The sequence below is a fragment of the Pseudomonadota bacterium genome, from assembly GCA_008501635.1.
GTDB lineage: Bacteria > Pseudomonadota > Gammaproteobacteria > QQUJ01 > QQUJ01 > QQUJ01.
Window position 1 is genome coordinate 125,232 of the sequence record QQUJ01000022.1, and the last position, 13,504, is coordinate 138,735.

General features: G+C 60.1%; 15 protein-coding genes. 9 read left to right on the forward strand and 6 right to left on the reverse strand.

Annotation, left to right across the window (positions count from 1 at the left end; genetic code table 11):
- Window positions 1–53 precede the first annotated feature (53 nt).
- From DWQ09_14465 to DWQ09_14490, 6 genes are all read right to left on the reverse strand, one after another.
- Window positions 54–287, reverse strand: coding sequence for a Sec-independent protein translocase subunit TatA (locus tag DWQ09_14465; protein ID KAA3627069.1), 234 nt, complete (start codon window positions 285–287; stop codon window positions 54–56).
- A gap of 111 nt (window positions 288–398) precedes the next feature.
- On the reverse strand, window positions 399–728 hold the full coding sequence (locus DWQ09_14470) for a phosphoribosyl-ATP diphosphatase (GenBank protein ID KAA3627070.1): 330 nt from the start codon (window positions 726–728) through the stop codon (window positions 399–401).
- A gap of 14 nt (window positions 729–742) precedes the next feature.
- Window positions 743–1,513, reverse strand: a complete 771-nt coding sequence (locus tag DWQ09_14475; protein KAA3627071.1) for an imidazole glycerol phosphate synthase subunit HisF — start codon at window positions 1,511–1,513, stop codon at window positions 743–745.
- Between the two features lie 39 nt (window positions 1,514–1,552).
- Window positions 1,553–2,302, reverse strand: coding sequence for a 1-(5-phosphoribosyl)-5-[(5-phosphoribosylamino)methylideneamino]imidazole-4-carboxamide isomerase (gene hisA, locus DWQ09_14480; protein KAA3627072.1), 750 nt, complete (start codon window positions 2,300–2,302; stop codon window positions 1,553–1,555).
- A gap of 10 nt (window positions 2,303–2,312) precedes the next feature.
- A complete protein-coding gene (locus tag DWQ09_14485) occupies window positions 2,313–2,966 on the reverse strand; it encodes an imidazole glycerol phosphate synthase subunit HisH (GenBank protein KAA3627073.1) in 654 nt (217 codons plus the stop codon).
- 62 nt (window positions 2,967–3,028) lie between these two features.
- A complete protein-coding gene (locus DWQ09_14490) occupies window positions 3,029–3,619 on the reverse strand; it encodes an imidazoleglycerol-phosphate dehydratase HisB (GenBank protein KAA3627087.1) in 591 nt (196 codons plus the stop codon).
- Window positions 3,620–3,907: 288 nt separating this feature from the next.
- Here DWQ09_14490 and DWQ09_14495 point away from each other — a divergent pair, with 288 nt between their 5' ends.
- The 9 genes from DWQ09_14495 to ccoS all read left to right on the forward strand — a co-directional run bounded on the left by DWQ09_14495 (window position 3,908) and on the right by ccoS (window position 13,373).
- Entirely contained in the window at window positions 3,908–4,666 is a 759-nt protein-coding gene (locus DWQ09_14495; protein ID KAA3627074.1) for a fumarate/nitrate reduction transcriptional regulator Fnr, read from the forward strand.
- A gap of 373 nt (window positions 4,667–5,039) precedes the next feature.
- Window positions 5,040–6,416 (forward strand): cytochrome-c oxidase, cbb3-type subunit I, encoded by a 1,377-nt coding sequence (gene ccoN / locus DWQ09_14500; GenBank protein ID KAA3627088.1) that lies wholly within the window; start codon window positions 5,040–5,042, stop codon window positions 6,414–6,416.
- A 15-nt stretch (window positions 6,417–6,431) separates the two neighbouring features.
- Window positions 6,432–7,145: a cytochrome-c oxidase, cbb3-type subunit II gene (ccoO, locus tag DWQ09_14505; GenBank protein ID KAA3627075.1), complete on the forward strand. Its 714-nt coding sequence runs from the start codon at window positions 6,432–6,434 to the stop codon at window positions 7,143–7,145.
- Window positions 7,138–7,347, forward strand: coding sequence for a cbb3-type cytochrome c oxidase subunit 3 (locus DWQ09_14510; protein ID KAA3627076.1), 210 nt, complete (start codon window positions 7,138–7,140; stop codon window positions 7,345–7,347). The genes ccoO and DWQ09_14510 overlap by 8 nt, the downstream gene beginning before the upstream one ends.
- Window positions 7,344–8,195 (forward strand): cytochrome-c oxidase, cbb3-type subunit III, encoded by an 852-nt coding sequence (gene ccoP, locus DWQ09_14515; protein KAA3627077.1) that lies wholly within the window; start codon window positions 7,344–7,346, stop codon window positions 8,193–8,195. Before DWQ09_14510 ends, ccoP begins: the two co-directional genes overlap by 4 nt.
- 347 nt (window positions 8,196–8,542) lie before the next feature.
- Window positions 8,543–10,033: a cytochrome c oxidase accessory protein CcoG gene (ccoG, locus tag DWQ09_14520; GenBank protein KAA3627078.1), complete on the forward strand. Its 1,491-nt coding sequence runs from the start codon at window positions 8,543–8,545 to the stop codon at window positions 10,031–10,033.
- Window positions 10,034–10,045: 12 nt separating this feature from the next.
- Window positions 10,046–10,540: a nitrogen fixation protein FixH gene (locus DWQ09_14525; protein ID KAA3627079.1), complete on the forward strand. Its 495-nt coding sequence runs from the start codon at window positions 10,046–10,048 to the stop codon at window positions 10,538–10,540.
- A 23-nt stretch (window positions 10,541–10,563) separates the two neighbouring features.
- The gene (locus DWQ09_14530; protein KAA3627080.1) at window positions 10,564–13,080 is read left to right on the forward strand and encodes a heavy metal translocating P-type ATPase; all 2,517 of its coding nucleotides are present in this window, start codon (window positions 10,564–10,566) and stop codon (window positions 13,078–13,080) included.
- A 5-nt stretch (window positions 13,081–13,085) separates the two neighbouring features.
- Complete coding sequence (ccoS, locus tag DWQ09_14535; GenBank protein KAA3627081.1) at window positions 13,086–13,373, forward strand: cbb3-type cytochrome oxidase assembly protein CcoS; 288 nt, start codon at window positions 13,086–13,088, stop codon at window positions 13,371–13,373.
- Window positions 13,374–13,504 lie beyond the last annotated feature (131 nt).

Below are 13,504 nucleotides of genomic sequence, written 5' to 3' on the forward strand. Positions count from 1 at the left end.
CGCTGGCTAACCGACCGGCGCGGTGGGCATCGCCACCGCCCCAGTGCGAAGAATCAGGCGCGATCCTTGTCTTTTGACTCCACCGTTTCTTCGGCAGTGTCTTCGGTCTGTTCCAGCTTTTCCGCGTCGTTCTCCTTGCTGGCTTCCTCGCCCTCTTTGACCGCTTTACGGAAGCTCTTGATGGAGGAACCCAGGTCACCGCCCAGATTGCGCAGCTTCTTGGTGCCAAATAACAACAGCACGATTACCAGAACGATGAGTAACTGCCAAATACTGATGCCGCCCATTATTGAAGCCTCTCCACTTTGAAAACCAAAACTTATGCCGCAATCACCTTAAGAGAGATTGCGACCCGTGATTCGTTTGCGCTGCTCCGCGACCCGACCAAGGGCGCGAACTCAGCCGCTTTCGTCGGAACTGCGCCGTGCCTTCTCCACCAGCCCGGACAAACCCATGCGGCGCTCCAGCTCGGCAAGCACCTCCGCGGGCCCGACACCCAGATGGGCAAGCATAACCAAGCTATGAAACCACAAATCGGCCGTTTCATAAACGATCGCTACCCGATCTCCATCTTTAGCGGCCAGGACCGTTTCCGTGGCCTCTTCACCAATCTTCTTGAGAATGGCGTCGAGTCCCTGGTCGTAGAGTTTGGCGACGTAGGAACTTCCGGGATCGGCACCCTTACGCTGCTCGAGCACCTCGGCCAGTTTTTCCAGGATATCCGCCATGGGGGGGTCGTTAGTCATAACCGCACCTGGATACCCGCCGCTGCCATGTGACGCTTGGCCTGCTCGATCGTGTGTTCGGAAAAGTGGAAGATGCTTGCCGCCAACACCGCATCAGCATGCCCCTCCAATACACCTTCGACCAGATGATCGAGGTTTCCCACCCCCCCCGAGGCGATCACCGGGACATCCACCGCGTCGCTGATCGCACGTGTCAAGGGTAGATCGAAGCCAATCTTGGTGCCATCGCGATCCATGCTGGTAAGCAGCAGTTCGCCGGCACCGTAGTCGGCCATCCGCACCGCCCACTCCACGGCATCGATGCCGGTCGGTTTGCGTCCGCCATGGGTGAAGATTTCCCACCGCGGCTTCTCGCCCGTGTCTACCTGTTTGGCGTCGATGGCAACCACGATGCATTGTGAGCCGAACCGCGCCGCGGCCTTCCTGACGAATTCCGGATCGAACACAGCGGCGGTATTGATGGTGACCTTGTCCGCACCCGCATTCAGCAAACGCCGAACATCCTCCGCGCTACGAATACCGCCACCGACGGTCAACGGAATGAACACCTCGCCGGCCACCTGCTCGACCACATGCACCATGGTTTCGCGCTCATCGGAACTGGCGGTGATATCGAGAAAGGTGATCTCGTCGGCACCCTCGGCATCATAGCGACGCGCGACTTCCACCGGGTCACCGGCATCGCGGATCTCGACGAATTTGACGCCTTTGACCACACGGCCGGCGTCAACATCGAGGCAAGGAATGATGCGCTTTGCTAGTGCCATATCTCTGTAAACTTCCGGTGCGGCGCAAACAGGTCTCGCCTACCCTTCGTCCTCCTTGCACAACTCATCGGCCAGCGCTTGTCCTTCGCTCAGATCCAACGTTCCCTCGTAGAGCGCTCGCCCGGTGATGGCACCCATGATCCCCTCTTCCTCAACGGCGCACAGGGCGCGGATGTCATCGAGGCTGGTAATTCCGCCTGAGGCGATGACAGGAATACGTATCGAGCGTGCGAGTTCGACCGTGGCGTCGATGTTGAGGCCGCTCATCATGCCATCGCGACTGATGTCGGTGTAGACGATGGCCGAGACACCCTCGTGCTCAAATTGCTGCGCCAGATCCAAAAGGTCGTGCTTGGAGAGTTTCGACCAGCCGTCGACAGCCAATTTGCCATCCTTGGCGTCGAGGCCGACGATGATATGGCCCGGAAACTCCACGCAGGCGTCGGAAATGAAGTGCGGGGTGCTCACCGCCTTCGTGCCGATGATAACGTACGACACACCCGCATCCAGATAGGCCTGAATGGTGTCTTCATCGCGGATGCCGCCACCCACCTGGATCGGCAGATCGGGATGCCGTTCGGCAATGCGATGGATCACCTCGGCATTGCGCGGTTTGCCGGCAAACGCGCCATCCAGATCGACGATGTGCAAGCGCCGGGCCCCCGCATCCACCCAGCGCTCGGCGACCGCCACCGGATCATCGGCAAAGACCGTTTCATCCTCCATACGACCCTGCCGCAGTCGCACGCATTTGCCTTCCTTCAGGTCTATGGCCGGTATGATGAGCATCGTCCCCCCCTTAAGAGGCTTTTCCATCCCAACGCAGGAAATTGGTCAATAACTGCAGCCCCGCCCGCTGGCTCTTTTCGGGGTGAAACTGCACCGCAAACACATTGCCACCCGCCAAGGCTGAAGGATAGAGGCGAGTGTAATCGGTGGTACCGGCAACTAACGCCGAATCGTCCGGGTCAACGTAGTAACTGTGCACAAAATAGAACCAGCTGTCGTTGGGGATTGCCTCCCATAGCGGGTGGTGCTGAGTCTGTCGCACGGTATTCCATCCCATTTGCGGGATTTTGAGTCGCTCTTTGGTGCGTGCATCGAAGTGACCACGTCCAAAAAAGCGCACGTCACCCGGGTAGAAACCGAGGCAATCCGTACCACCGCCCTCCTCGCTGTGCGCCAACAATACCTGCATGCCCATGCAGACCCCGAAGAAGGGCTTGTTGCGCGCCGCCTCGAGAATGACGGGTCCCAGACCCTGCTCATGGATCTCGTGCATACAATCACGTGCCGCGCCCTGTCCCGGAAAGACGATTCGCTCGGCGGCCAGAATTGTATCGCGATCATTGGTCACCTCGATCCGCACGTGGTCCGGACAGACATGCTCCAACGCCTTCGCCATGGAGTGAAGGTTACCCATACCGTAGTCGATGACCGCAACGGTGCTCATGTGGTGATTCCAGTGTAAAAGGCTTGTGAGGCTGGGTTAACGGATGTAAATGGCTGAGCCCCTCAGAGACTGCCCTTCGTGGAGGGTAACTGGCCCGACATGCGAGGATCCTGCTCTAGCGCAACACGCAACGCCCGCCCGAACGCCTTGAACAGAGTCTCGGCGATATGGTGGCTGTTGGCCCCGACCAAATTTTCGATATGCAACGTCACTGCGGCGTGGTTCACAAAACCCTGGAAAAACTCCTGGATCAGATCGGTCTCGAACTCACCGATGCGGGCGCGCGGAAAACGGGCGACATATCGCAATCCCGGGCGTCCGGAAAGATCGACAACCACCCGACTGAGCGCTTCATCCAGCGGCACATAAGCGTGACCGTAGCGACGGATACCCTTTTTATCACCCACGGCCCGCGCCAATGCCTGGCCCAGCGTGATGCCGATATCTTCAACCGTGTGGTGCCCATCGATATGCAGATCGCCCTGGGCCACGACTTTGAGATCAAAGAGGCCGTGCCGCGCTATCTGATCGAGCATGTGATCAAGGAAGGGCATTCCGGTTGCGAACTCGCTCAGCCCCGATCCGTCCAGATTCAGGGTTACCTGGATCTGTGTTTCCAGGGTTTCGCGCCGAATCTCGGCCCGGCGGGCGATACTACCTGCGGGATCTTTGGTTTCCACAACGGGGACTCTGTCAGGGCTTTCTGCAAATTCTTTATTTAGCGGGTCCGGGGGGTATCCGAGAACACCTTTCACCCGGACCAGAAAAACCCATCATAATGGGCCAGGGAAGTCAGGTCTATAGCACCCTGACGCTGCCCCCCAAGGGTTTTCATCTGCAGCCAGTGTTTCCCTAACCCGCTGAGCAGATTGATCCAAGTCAAAAAATCTGATGCAATGCGACACAGGTTTTCTGTCAACTAATGAGGTGAAAGATCGACTGTGGCTAGCGCAACTAACAGCAATGTGGTCAAGCTGACGGTCGCATGTCAGCGCTGCTCCCTGCGAGGCGTCTGCGAACCGGTCAACCTGCCATCTCATGAGCAAACGCGGCTGGACACCATCATCGAGCGCCGCCGCCCCATCTCGCGCGGTGAGTTTCTCTACCGCTCTGGCGAACCCTTCCGGTCAATATTTTGCGTCAAAGCCGGCAGCATCAAGACCTATGCCACCACCGACAAAGGTGAAGAACAGGTAACCGGCTTCCATCTGCCTGGTGAAATGATCGGCATGGAAGGCATCGCCATGGGCTACAACACGACCGACGCGGTCGCCCTCGAGACCAGCAGCGTCTGTGAAATCCCCTATGACCGCCTGCAGGAGATCAGCGCCGATGTCCCCGCGCTGTTGCAGCAGTTGATTCTGCTCACCAGCCAGGAGGTGATGCACGGCCAGACACTCACCATGCTGATCAGCAAGAAAAGCGCAGAGGAGCGCCTGGCCGCGCTGCTGCTGAGCCTTTCGGATCGCTTCGCGAACCGCGGTTTCTCTCCTACAGATTTCCATCTCAGTATGTCGCGTCACGATATCGGCAACTTTCTCGGCATGGCGGTGGAGACCGTCAGCCGCGTCTTTACCCGTTTTGACAACGAGGGATTGATCAGCGCGCGACGCAAACACATCCAACTGCGGGACCTGCCCCGCCTGCGCGAGTTGGCCGGATCTCCCAAAGTCCCCTCGCCGGCTCGTGCGCACTTTTGAACCGATTAACGAATCACCCGAACGCGGGCCCTTGATTTCCCATGAATCTACTCTGTAATTACCCCAATTGGGAGAGGGGTAATTTGCGTTTCAGTTGATGTGGGTCAATTACCGATTGCTGCAGCGCAACTTATGGTTACCGCCATGCGCCGATGGGGGAGGTCGTTCGCCCTTGACCCGTGATAGATCGGGGCCTTAGTCCTCCAAGCCTGCTGTCTGAAACGCTTTTGGCCTCGCCCGTGGGCAAACCAGTTTCGTGTTGTTCTTCCCTAGCGCAACGAACGGTCAGCAAACCATTCAAGGAGCAAACACCGTGGCACAAGAACAGGCACAACCGCAGTATCACTTCGAGGTGGTGCGATGGTTCTCGGTGATGGCCGTGGTCTACCTCGCGGTAGGCGGTCTCGTCGGAGTCTACATCGCATCGGAGCTCGCCTGGCCCTTCCTCAATTTCGACATTCCGGAATTGAGCTTTGGCCGTCTGCGCCCCCTGCATACCAACGCGGTGGTCTTTGCCTTCGGCGGTTGCGCGCTGATGGGGACGGCATTCTACACGGTGCAACGCACCTGCGGTGTGCCGCTATGGAGCAGCAAGATGGCCTGGTTCACCTTCTGGGGCTGGAACCTGGTCATCGTGCTGGCGGTGATCACCCTGCCGCTGGGCATTACCCAATCCAAGGAGTACGCGGAACTGGAGTGGCCCATCGACATCCTCATTGCCGTGGTGTGGCTCTCCTACACCTTCAACTTCATCATGACCATCGCCAACCGCAAGACCTCGCACATCTACGTCTCGAACTGGTTCTTCCTCGGCATGATGCTGATGATCGTTTACCTGCATGTGGTGAACAGCCTGGTTATTCCGGTCTCGCTGACCAAATCCTACTCCATCTTCGCCGGGGTGCAGGATGCGATGATCCAGTGGTGGTGGGGTCACAATGCGGTGGGCTTTTACCTGACCGCGGGATTCCTCGGCATCATGTACTACTTCGTGCCCAAGCAGGCCAACCGTCCGATATTCTCCTATCGCCTCTCGGTGCTGCACTTCTGGGCGCTGATGTTCGGTTACGTGTGGCTGGGTGCGCACCACCTGCAATACACCGCACTGCCGGATTGGACCGGGTCACTGGGCTCGGTAATCTCCATGGCCATGATCATCCCCTCCTGGGGCGGCGCGGTGAACGGCATGATGACGCTGTCGGGCGCCTGGGATAAGTTACGCACCGACTACACCCTGCGCTTTTTGGTTGTCTCGCTGGCCTTCTACGCCATGTCCACCTTCGAGGGCCCGGTGATGTCGACCAAGACGGTGAACGCGCTCTCGCACTACACCGACTGGACCATCGGGCACGTGCACTCGGGCGCACTGGGCTGGGTGGCCATGGTCGGTCTCGGCGCCATCTATCACCTGTTGGGCCGTCTATGGGGCACCAGTATCTACTCCGAGCGGCTGGTCAATATCCACTTCTGGACCGCCACCATCGGCACCGTGATCTACATCGTCGCCATGTGGGTCTCAGGCATCATGCAGGGGCTGATGTGGCGCGCCTACGACGAGTACGGCACCTTGGCCTACACCTTCGCCGAGAGTGTCGAGGCGATGCACCCCTATTACGCCATGCGCGCTGTAGGCGGCCTGGTCTTCCTCTCCGGCGTGCTGATCATGCTCTACAACATCTATATGACCATCCGCAAAGCCAGTGCGGAGGGCAGCCTGCAGCAGGCTCGTACCGCGCCCGCCAGCGTTTAACAGGAGATTGGGACAATGGCTGAGAAAATCTATTCCACCAAACTCCAGGACAAGCTGGAGCGCAATATCTGGGGCCTGATCGGCATGCTGGCGATCGTGCTCTCGATCGCCGGTATCGTCGAGATCGTGCCGCTGTTCGTACTCGACGACACCTTCGAGCACAACCGGCACCCCGAGGTGGTGTGGCAGCGCCAGGCAGGGCAGACACTGAACGACTGGAAACCCGGCGACGGCGTGCGCCCCTACAAAGCACTGGAACTTGCCGGACGCGATATTTACCAGCGCGAAGGCTGTTACCTATGCCACTCGCAGATGGTGCGCCCGTTCCGTGACGAGAAGGAGCGCTACGGTCACTACTCGCTCGCCAGCGAGTCTATCTACGACCACCCGTTCCAGTGGGGTTCCAAACGCACCGGGCCGGATCTGGCACGGGGTGGCGGGAAATACTCCGATGACTGGCATCGCAAGCATCTGCGCGCGCCGCGCTCGATGGTCCCCGAATCGGTGATGCCCAACTACCCCTGGCTGGATGACGCCGCGGTCGATGTCGACCGTATCCAGGCGAGCATGGCGGCCATGCGCACCCTGGGCGTTCCCTACACCGACGACGATATCGCCCAGGGCGCTCAAGCGGTGGAGGGCAAGACCGAGATGGACGCATTGGTAGCCTACCTGCAGGTGCTGGGCACCATGGTGAAGTTCCAGGAAGGCGTGGACTACCGTGAGTAGCCTCAAGGAGTACTTTTACACGGACTGGAGTGCGCTGACGGCGGCCGATTGGGTAGGTCTGATCCTGACTGTTGCGGTGTTCATTCTCTTTGCAGGGCTCTATTTCTACGTGTTCCGTCCCAAGAACAGGGAACGGCTGGAATCGCACCGTGACATCCCGCTTCGGGATGACGACCGCATAGATAACGGAGAATCACGATGAGTGAGAACAATCCTTTCCCGGGCGAAAATAACACCGGGCACATCTGGGACGGCACGCTGCGCGAGTTGACCAACCCGCCGCCGCGCTGGTGGATGATCTTCTTCTGGATCAGTATCGCCGCCTGCGTTATCTACGGCGTCTTCTACCCCATGTGGCCCACGGGAATGGGTGAGAAGGGTTACACCCAGGGCCTGCTCGGCTGGACCTCGATCAAAGAATACAAAGAGGGCCTGGCCAAGGTGGAGCGGATCCGCGCACCTTTCGAAGATCAGCTCAAAGGTAAGAGCGCCGCCGAAATTCTCGCCGATCCCGGCCTCTCCGCCTACACCATAGCCTCTGCCAAGGTGCTGTTCGGTGAAAACTGCGCGGCCTGCCACGGCAACGGCGGGCAGGGTAATCCCGGTTTCCCGGTACTGGCCGATGATGATTGGCTCTTCGGTGGTACGATCGAGAAGATCGAGGAATCGATCACCAACGGTCGTCAAAGTATCATGCCGGCCATGGGAGGCATGCAGCTCAGCGATGCCGAAGTCAACGAGCTGGCCAGTGCCATCGCCAAAGGGGAGCCCGCATCATCGCCGCTGTTTTTGACCAAGGGTTGCCTGGCATGTCACGGCCCCGATGGCAAAGGTATGGACGTCTTAGGGTCAGCCAACCTGACCGACGCGATCTGGCGCTTTGGTCCCGCTGGAGTGGAGAGTGCGAGGCACACCATTCTGTACGGCGTCAACGATCCTTCCAATCCGCAAACGCGCGAAGCGGTGATGCCCGCATTCAAGGATCGCCTCGATGAGACCGCGATCAAGAAGCTGGCGGTCCACGTCCACAAGTTCGGCGGAGGCAAATAGCCGGAGATCGTAGACGCGCAGACGACACCACAGGGGATTGCACCGACTCTATCGGTGCAATGATCGGAAGGAGGAATAGTCATGAATTCAGATTGGGTATTGTGGGGTTCCATAGGAACCGTGGTAGGCGCCGTCATCATCGTCGTGTACCTGGGGTTCAAGATAAAGGCGCTGATGGAGCGCGACGCGGCCAGCCACAAACAATAACAACGGCAGCGCTTGGAACAGGGAGAAGGGGGATACACAATCCCCCTTTTTTTGGTTTTGCTTGCCGATTTTCAGTGAGGGGATGGCACCCAGGCTCCGGCTTTGGGCGGTAAACAGTAACGAAACGGGTCAGCCGCACTATGGACGCTAAGTTACAATCAGCACCCACCGATGCCGAGTATCGGCAAACCGGCAATGCGGGAGCATCCACATTGAATGAACAACGACCTGCGGTGGACGCCACCGCCGTCGACGATCTTTACGAAGAGGCGGTCTATTGGCACGTCAATACCGGTGGCGAAACGATTCACGCCAAGCGTGTGAATGGCCGCTGGCGCACCTTCAAATGGATCACTCACTCCTTCTGGCTGATCTATTTCCTGGGGCCCTACTTGCGCTGGGGCGATCGCCAGGCGGTCCTGTTCGACATCCCCGAGCGCCAGTTTCATATCTTCGGTTTGACCGTGTTGCCGCAGGACTTCTGGATGCTGTCGCTACTGCTGTTGTTCTTCGCCATCCTCCTGGCGGTCACAACCGCGTTGGCCGGTCGTGTCTGGTGCGGCTATTTCTGCTTTCAAACGGTGTGGACCGATGTCTACACCTGGATTGAAGAGAAGCTGGAGGGCGGTCCGCAGAAACGACGCGCTCTGGAGAAGGCGCCGCTAACCATCCACAAGGCCGCCATCAAAGGTGTCAAGCACACGCTATGGCTGGTCATTGCGATACTCACCGGCATCAGCTTCGTTGCCTGGTTCACGGACGCTTACGCGCTGTGGGCAGGATTGGCCAGTCTGCAGGCTCACCCTGTCGCATGGAGCTCCATCGGTCTGTTCGCAGCAGGAACCTACGTGCTGGCCGGATGGATGCGCGAGCAGACCTGTTTCTGGCTTTGCCCCTACGCCCGCCTGCAGGGCGTGATGTACGACTCGCAAACGGTACTGCCTACCTACGATTATCATCGCGGAGAGCCGCGCGGCCGACTAAAGAAAGGCCCCGCCGACGCTGATTCCGGCGATTGTATCGACTGCAAGCAGTGCGTGGCCGTCTGCCCTACCGGGATCGATATCCGCCACGGACAACAGGAGGGCTGTATCACCTGCGCGCTCTGCCTCGATGCCTGCGATGCCGTCATGGACAAAGTCGGCAAACCACGCGGACTGATCCGCTACGCTTCGCTGGAGGAACTCCAGGGCAAGCCGGTCAAGCCGTTGTTCAAGCGGGGTCGGGTGTGGGTTTACAGCGCGATCATGCTGACGGCATTGATCGGCATCGTGATTGGATTAGCCACCATCGCACCAGTCGAACTCAAAGTGCTGCGCGAACGTCAACCGCTGTTCGTATTGCAGAGCGACGGCTCCATACAGAACCGCTACACCCTGAAGGTGCTGAACAAGACCTCTGCCGATATTGCGGTGACGGTCAGCGCCAGCGGACCCGAGGGGCTGGTTTTGGGTGAGGTGGAGCCGATTACCGCGCGGGCCGGACGCGTGACACCGGCGACGGTCTTTGTGCGGATGCCGGGCGATCAATTGACCAGCGAGTCGGAGTCGATCACCTTCTCTATTCAAGCACTCGAGGACCCGCGGATCCGCAGCACTCGCGAAAGTGTTTTCGTCGGACCGCGGCGTTAGAGGAAAGACCCTATGCCGACATCAAACTCTCCGTGGCGCAATCCCTGGGTCCTGGGCTGGTTGGGACTCGTGATCATGGTCATCATCGCCAACGGGATCATGGTTATGCTCTCGGTCTCCACCAACCCGGGTCTGGTAACCGACGAGTACTACTCGGCCGGGCGCACACTCGAACAGACCATCCTCTCGCGGCGGGCCAAAAACGCCGAGCAGACGTTGGTCATCAACGTGCCCGAAACGCTCCATGCGCAGGTGCCGGCGACTTTCCGCCTGGTTGGGGTGGATCTTGCCGGTGTGCCGATCAAGGCGGATACAGTCACCTTTCAGGCTTACCGCCCGGCGGATAAATCCGCCGACTTCCGTGAGCCGATGCACCAGGAGGGCGCGGGGCGCTTCGTCACCGATGCCTCCTTCCCCTTGAAGGGTATCTGGGATGTGGTGGTGACCATCCGCCGCGGTGAGGAGGAGTATCACGTGGGACGACGTGTCAACGTCACCGGGCGTTGAGGGCGTTCGCCTAACCGGTACCGATGACCCCTTCGGTTACATCGCCAGCCGCCGCGGCGGCAATCGATAGCGTAGCGCCGAAGTGCTGCTTTCACTGTGGTTTACCCATCCCCCCGGGCAATCCGCACCATACGTTGATCGCCGGTAACGAGCGGGCATTCTGCTGTCCCGGCTGCCAGTCAGTCTGTCAGGCGATCCACGCATCGGGTTTGGAAGGTTTCTACGCGCGCACGCCGCCCGAAGGACTGCAGGCCCGGCCTCCCGAGTCCGGCCAGGAACTCGCCCACTACGATATCGATGCGATCCAGGAGGAGTTTGTCGACAACCTGGGCGCGGTGCGCGGTATCCACCTGCTGGTCGAAGGCATCCATTGTGCCGCCTGCGTGTGGTTGATCGAGCGTGCGCTGGAGCGGCTTCCCGGTATCGTCGCGGCCAACGTCAATTTAGCGGAACGGCGGCTGCATCTGCGCTGGGACAATCGCGTCATCCGCCTTTCGCAAGTATTGGAGCGGTTGGCAAAGATCGGGTATGCAGCAGTCCCCTTCGACCCCGAATCCGCCGAAGGGGCGCTGCGGCGCCGCAACCGTGCACTGCTCTATCGATTGGCCTTCGCCGGCTTCACGATGATGAATCTGCTGTGGGTGTCGGTGGCACTCTACTCCGGGGCTGACGAGGGGGAGTTTCGCAGCCTCTTCCATTGGGTGGGTTTCGCACTGGCCACGCCAACGTTGTTCTACTCGGGATGGCCTTTTCTCCGTGGCGCGTGGCGTGGGTTACTCAACCGTCATCTCGCCATGGATCTCCCCATCGCGCTGGGCGCAAGCGTCACCTACGGCTACTCGGTCTACGTCATGCTCGGTGCCAATCCGCGCGCCGAGGTCTATTTCGATACGGTGGTCAATTTCCTGTTCGTCATCCTGGTGGGGCGATACCTCGAGGCGCTGGCGCGGCAGAAAGCCGTCGCCTCATCGCAGCGGCTGGCGGACCTGCAGCCCAAGGTGGCAACCGTGGTGCGCGACGGTCGCGAAGAGCGGGTGGCCATTCGCGCCGTGAAGGCGGGCGACCGCGTGCTGGTGCGCCCGGGTGAGACCATCCCTGTCGACGGGGCTGTTATCAACGGGAACAGCACGGTCAACGAGGCCATGCTGACCGGCGAATCGCTTCCCATCGCCAAAGGCCCCAACGACAGCGTCACCGCAGGCACTCTCAACCTCTCGGGCGCGTTGCACGTCCGTGCCGAACACCTGCTTCGTGACTCGGCCCTGGGACGCATCATCCGGCTGGTGGAAGACGCCCAGGTCTCGCGCGCTCCCATCCAGTGCACCGCGGATCGCATCGTACCGTGGTTCGTTGCCGCCACCCTGGGATTGGCCACGCTGACCTTTCTCTTTTGGGTGCGCGTGGACTTCGACACGGCGCTGCTCGCGGCGACCGCCGTGCTGATCATCACCTGCCCCTGCGCATTTGGCCTCGCCACACCCATGGCGGTCGTGGTCGCCTCAGGGCTGGGCGCCCGTTACGGGATTCTCGTCAAGAGTGGTGAGGCGCTGGAGTCACTCTCGCGTGTCGATCATCTGGTGCTCGACAAAACCGGCACCGTGACCAAGGGGCAGCTCAATGTCGTTGCCACGCGCTGGCTGCACGCACCCGCGCCCCTGGCAGAGCTGGCGGCAGTCGAGCGCTTGTCGGAGCACGCCATCGGACAAGCGCTGGTGCGTTACGCCGAGGCCAAGGCTGACGCGCCACGCCTGGAGGTTGGCGATTTCCATCAAAGCCCGGGACTTGGTGTCACGGGAACGGTTGCTGATCGGCGCATTGCAGTTGGCAACCTGGCCTGGATGACGAGTCTCGGGCTGGCACCGGATACCCCCTTGAAGGCGGCGGCCGCCGCCTTTGAGGCAGAAGGCCATACCTGCGTCTATTGCGCACTGGATTCAGCAGTGGTGGGGGTGCTCGCGTTGGCCGACTCGCTGCGTCCCGAAGCACCGGAAGTGGTTGCTGCGCTGCGCAACCAGGGCCTCAGGGTATCGCTGCTCACCGGTGATCGCCTTCCGGTTGCGCAAACCATCGCCCGCAAACTGGGCGGCATCGAGGTGGTTGCGGAGGTACTACCCGGGGACAAAGCCAATCATATCGCCACCCTGCGCAGCACCGGTGCCCGAGTCGCGATGATCGGTGATGGCGTCAACGATGCCCCGGCGCTGGTCAGCGCCGATGTAGGGATCGCGCTCGCCTCGGGCACCGATATCTCCGCTGAAAGCGCCGATATCGTGCTGATGGGAAACCATCTCGATCAAATCCCGCTCGCCCTGGCCCTGGCGCGACGGACCTTGCGCACCATCCATCAGAATATCGGTCTGTCGTTGGCTTACAATCTGTTGTTGATACCGTTGGCCATGGCGGCACAGGTCACACCCTTGTTCGCAGCGATCGCAATGCCCATCAGCTCACTTGTCGTAGTGGGCAACGCCGCCAGGATACGCACCCTGTTTCGCGGACGGGGGGCCGTGGCTCACGGTGAGCCAGCAAAGGAAACCTGAATAACGTGGAAGTGATCTACGGACTGATTCCCGGCATGCTCCTGGCGGGTCTCGCCATCTTCGGCATTCTGGTGTGGGCGGCACGGAGCGGTCAGTACGACGATCTGGAAGGACCTGCCAACCGCATACTCATGGACGACGACGATCCGCTGTTACCGGAAGCGACCCGTCTGCGCCGGCAATCCGCGAGCGGCGAGCCGAACAGGAAAACATCGGATCATACCGGTGAGGGGGGTGAAACCCATGGTAGCGCTGAGAGCACGCCACCGGATTCGGGCGCAGCCGCTGACTAGAACCTATCTCATACATGGTCGCCCCTATTTGCCAAGCCCCCAAGGTAGTGATGGTGAGGAGGTAGAGATTGCAGCCATACATCCGGACTTTGTCTGAGGTAGATACCCCTGTCCCTGATGGAATCCGCTGA

Coding starts and splice junctions, on each gene's coding strand:
- hisA (KAA3627072.1), bottom strand. CDS start 2,302: ATGCTCATCATACCGGCCATAGACCTGAAGGAAGGCAAATGCGTGCGA.
- ccoG (KAA3627078.1), top strand. CDS start 8,543: ATGGACGCTAAGTTACAATCAGCACCCACCGATGCCGAGTATCGGCAA.
- DWQ09_14530 (KAA3627080.1), top strand. CDS start 10,564: ATGACCCCTTCGGTTACATCGCCAGCCGCCGCGGCGGCAATCGATAGC.
- ccoN (KAA3627088.1), top strand. CDS start 5,040: ATGGCCGTGGTCTACCTCGCGGTAGGCGGTCTCGTCGGAGTCTACATC.
- ccoP (KAA3627077.1), top strand. CDS start 7,344: ATGAGTGAGAACAATCCTTTCCCGGGCGAAAATAACACCGGGCACATC.
- DWQ09_14465 (KAA3627069.1), bottom strand. CDS start 287: ATGGGCGGCATCAGTATTTGGCAGTTACTCATCGTTCTGGTAATCGTG.
- ccoO (KAA3627075.1), top strand. CDS start 6,432: ATGGCTGAGAAAATCTATTCCACCAAACTCCAGGACAAGCTGGAGCGC.
- DWQ09_14525 (KAA3627079.1), top strand. CDS start 10,046: ATGCCGACATCAAACTCTCCGTGGCGCAATCCCTGGGTCCTGGGCTGG.
- DWQ09_14470 (KAA3627070.1), bottom strand. CDS start 728: ATGGCGGATATCCTGGAAAAACTGGCCGAGGTGCTCGAGCAGCGTAAG.
- DWQ09_14485 (KAA3627073.1), bottom strand. CDS start 2,966: ATGAGCACCGTTGCGGTCATCGACTACGGTATGGGTAACCTTCACTCC.
- DWQ09_14475 (KAA3627071.1), bottom strand. CDS start 1,513: ATGGCACTAGCAAAGCGCATCATTCCTTGCCTCGATGTTGACGCCGGC.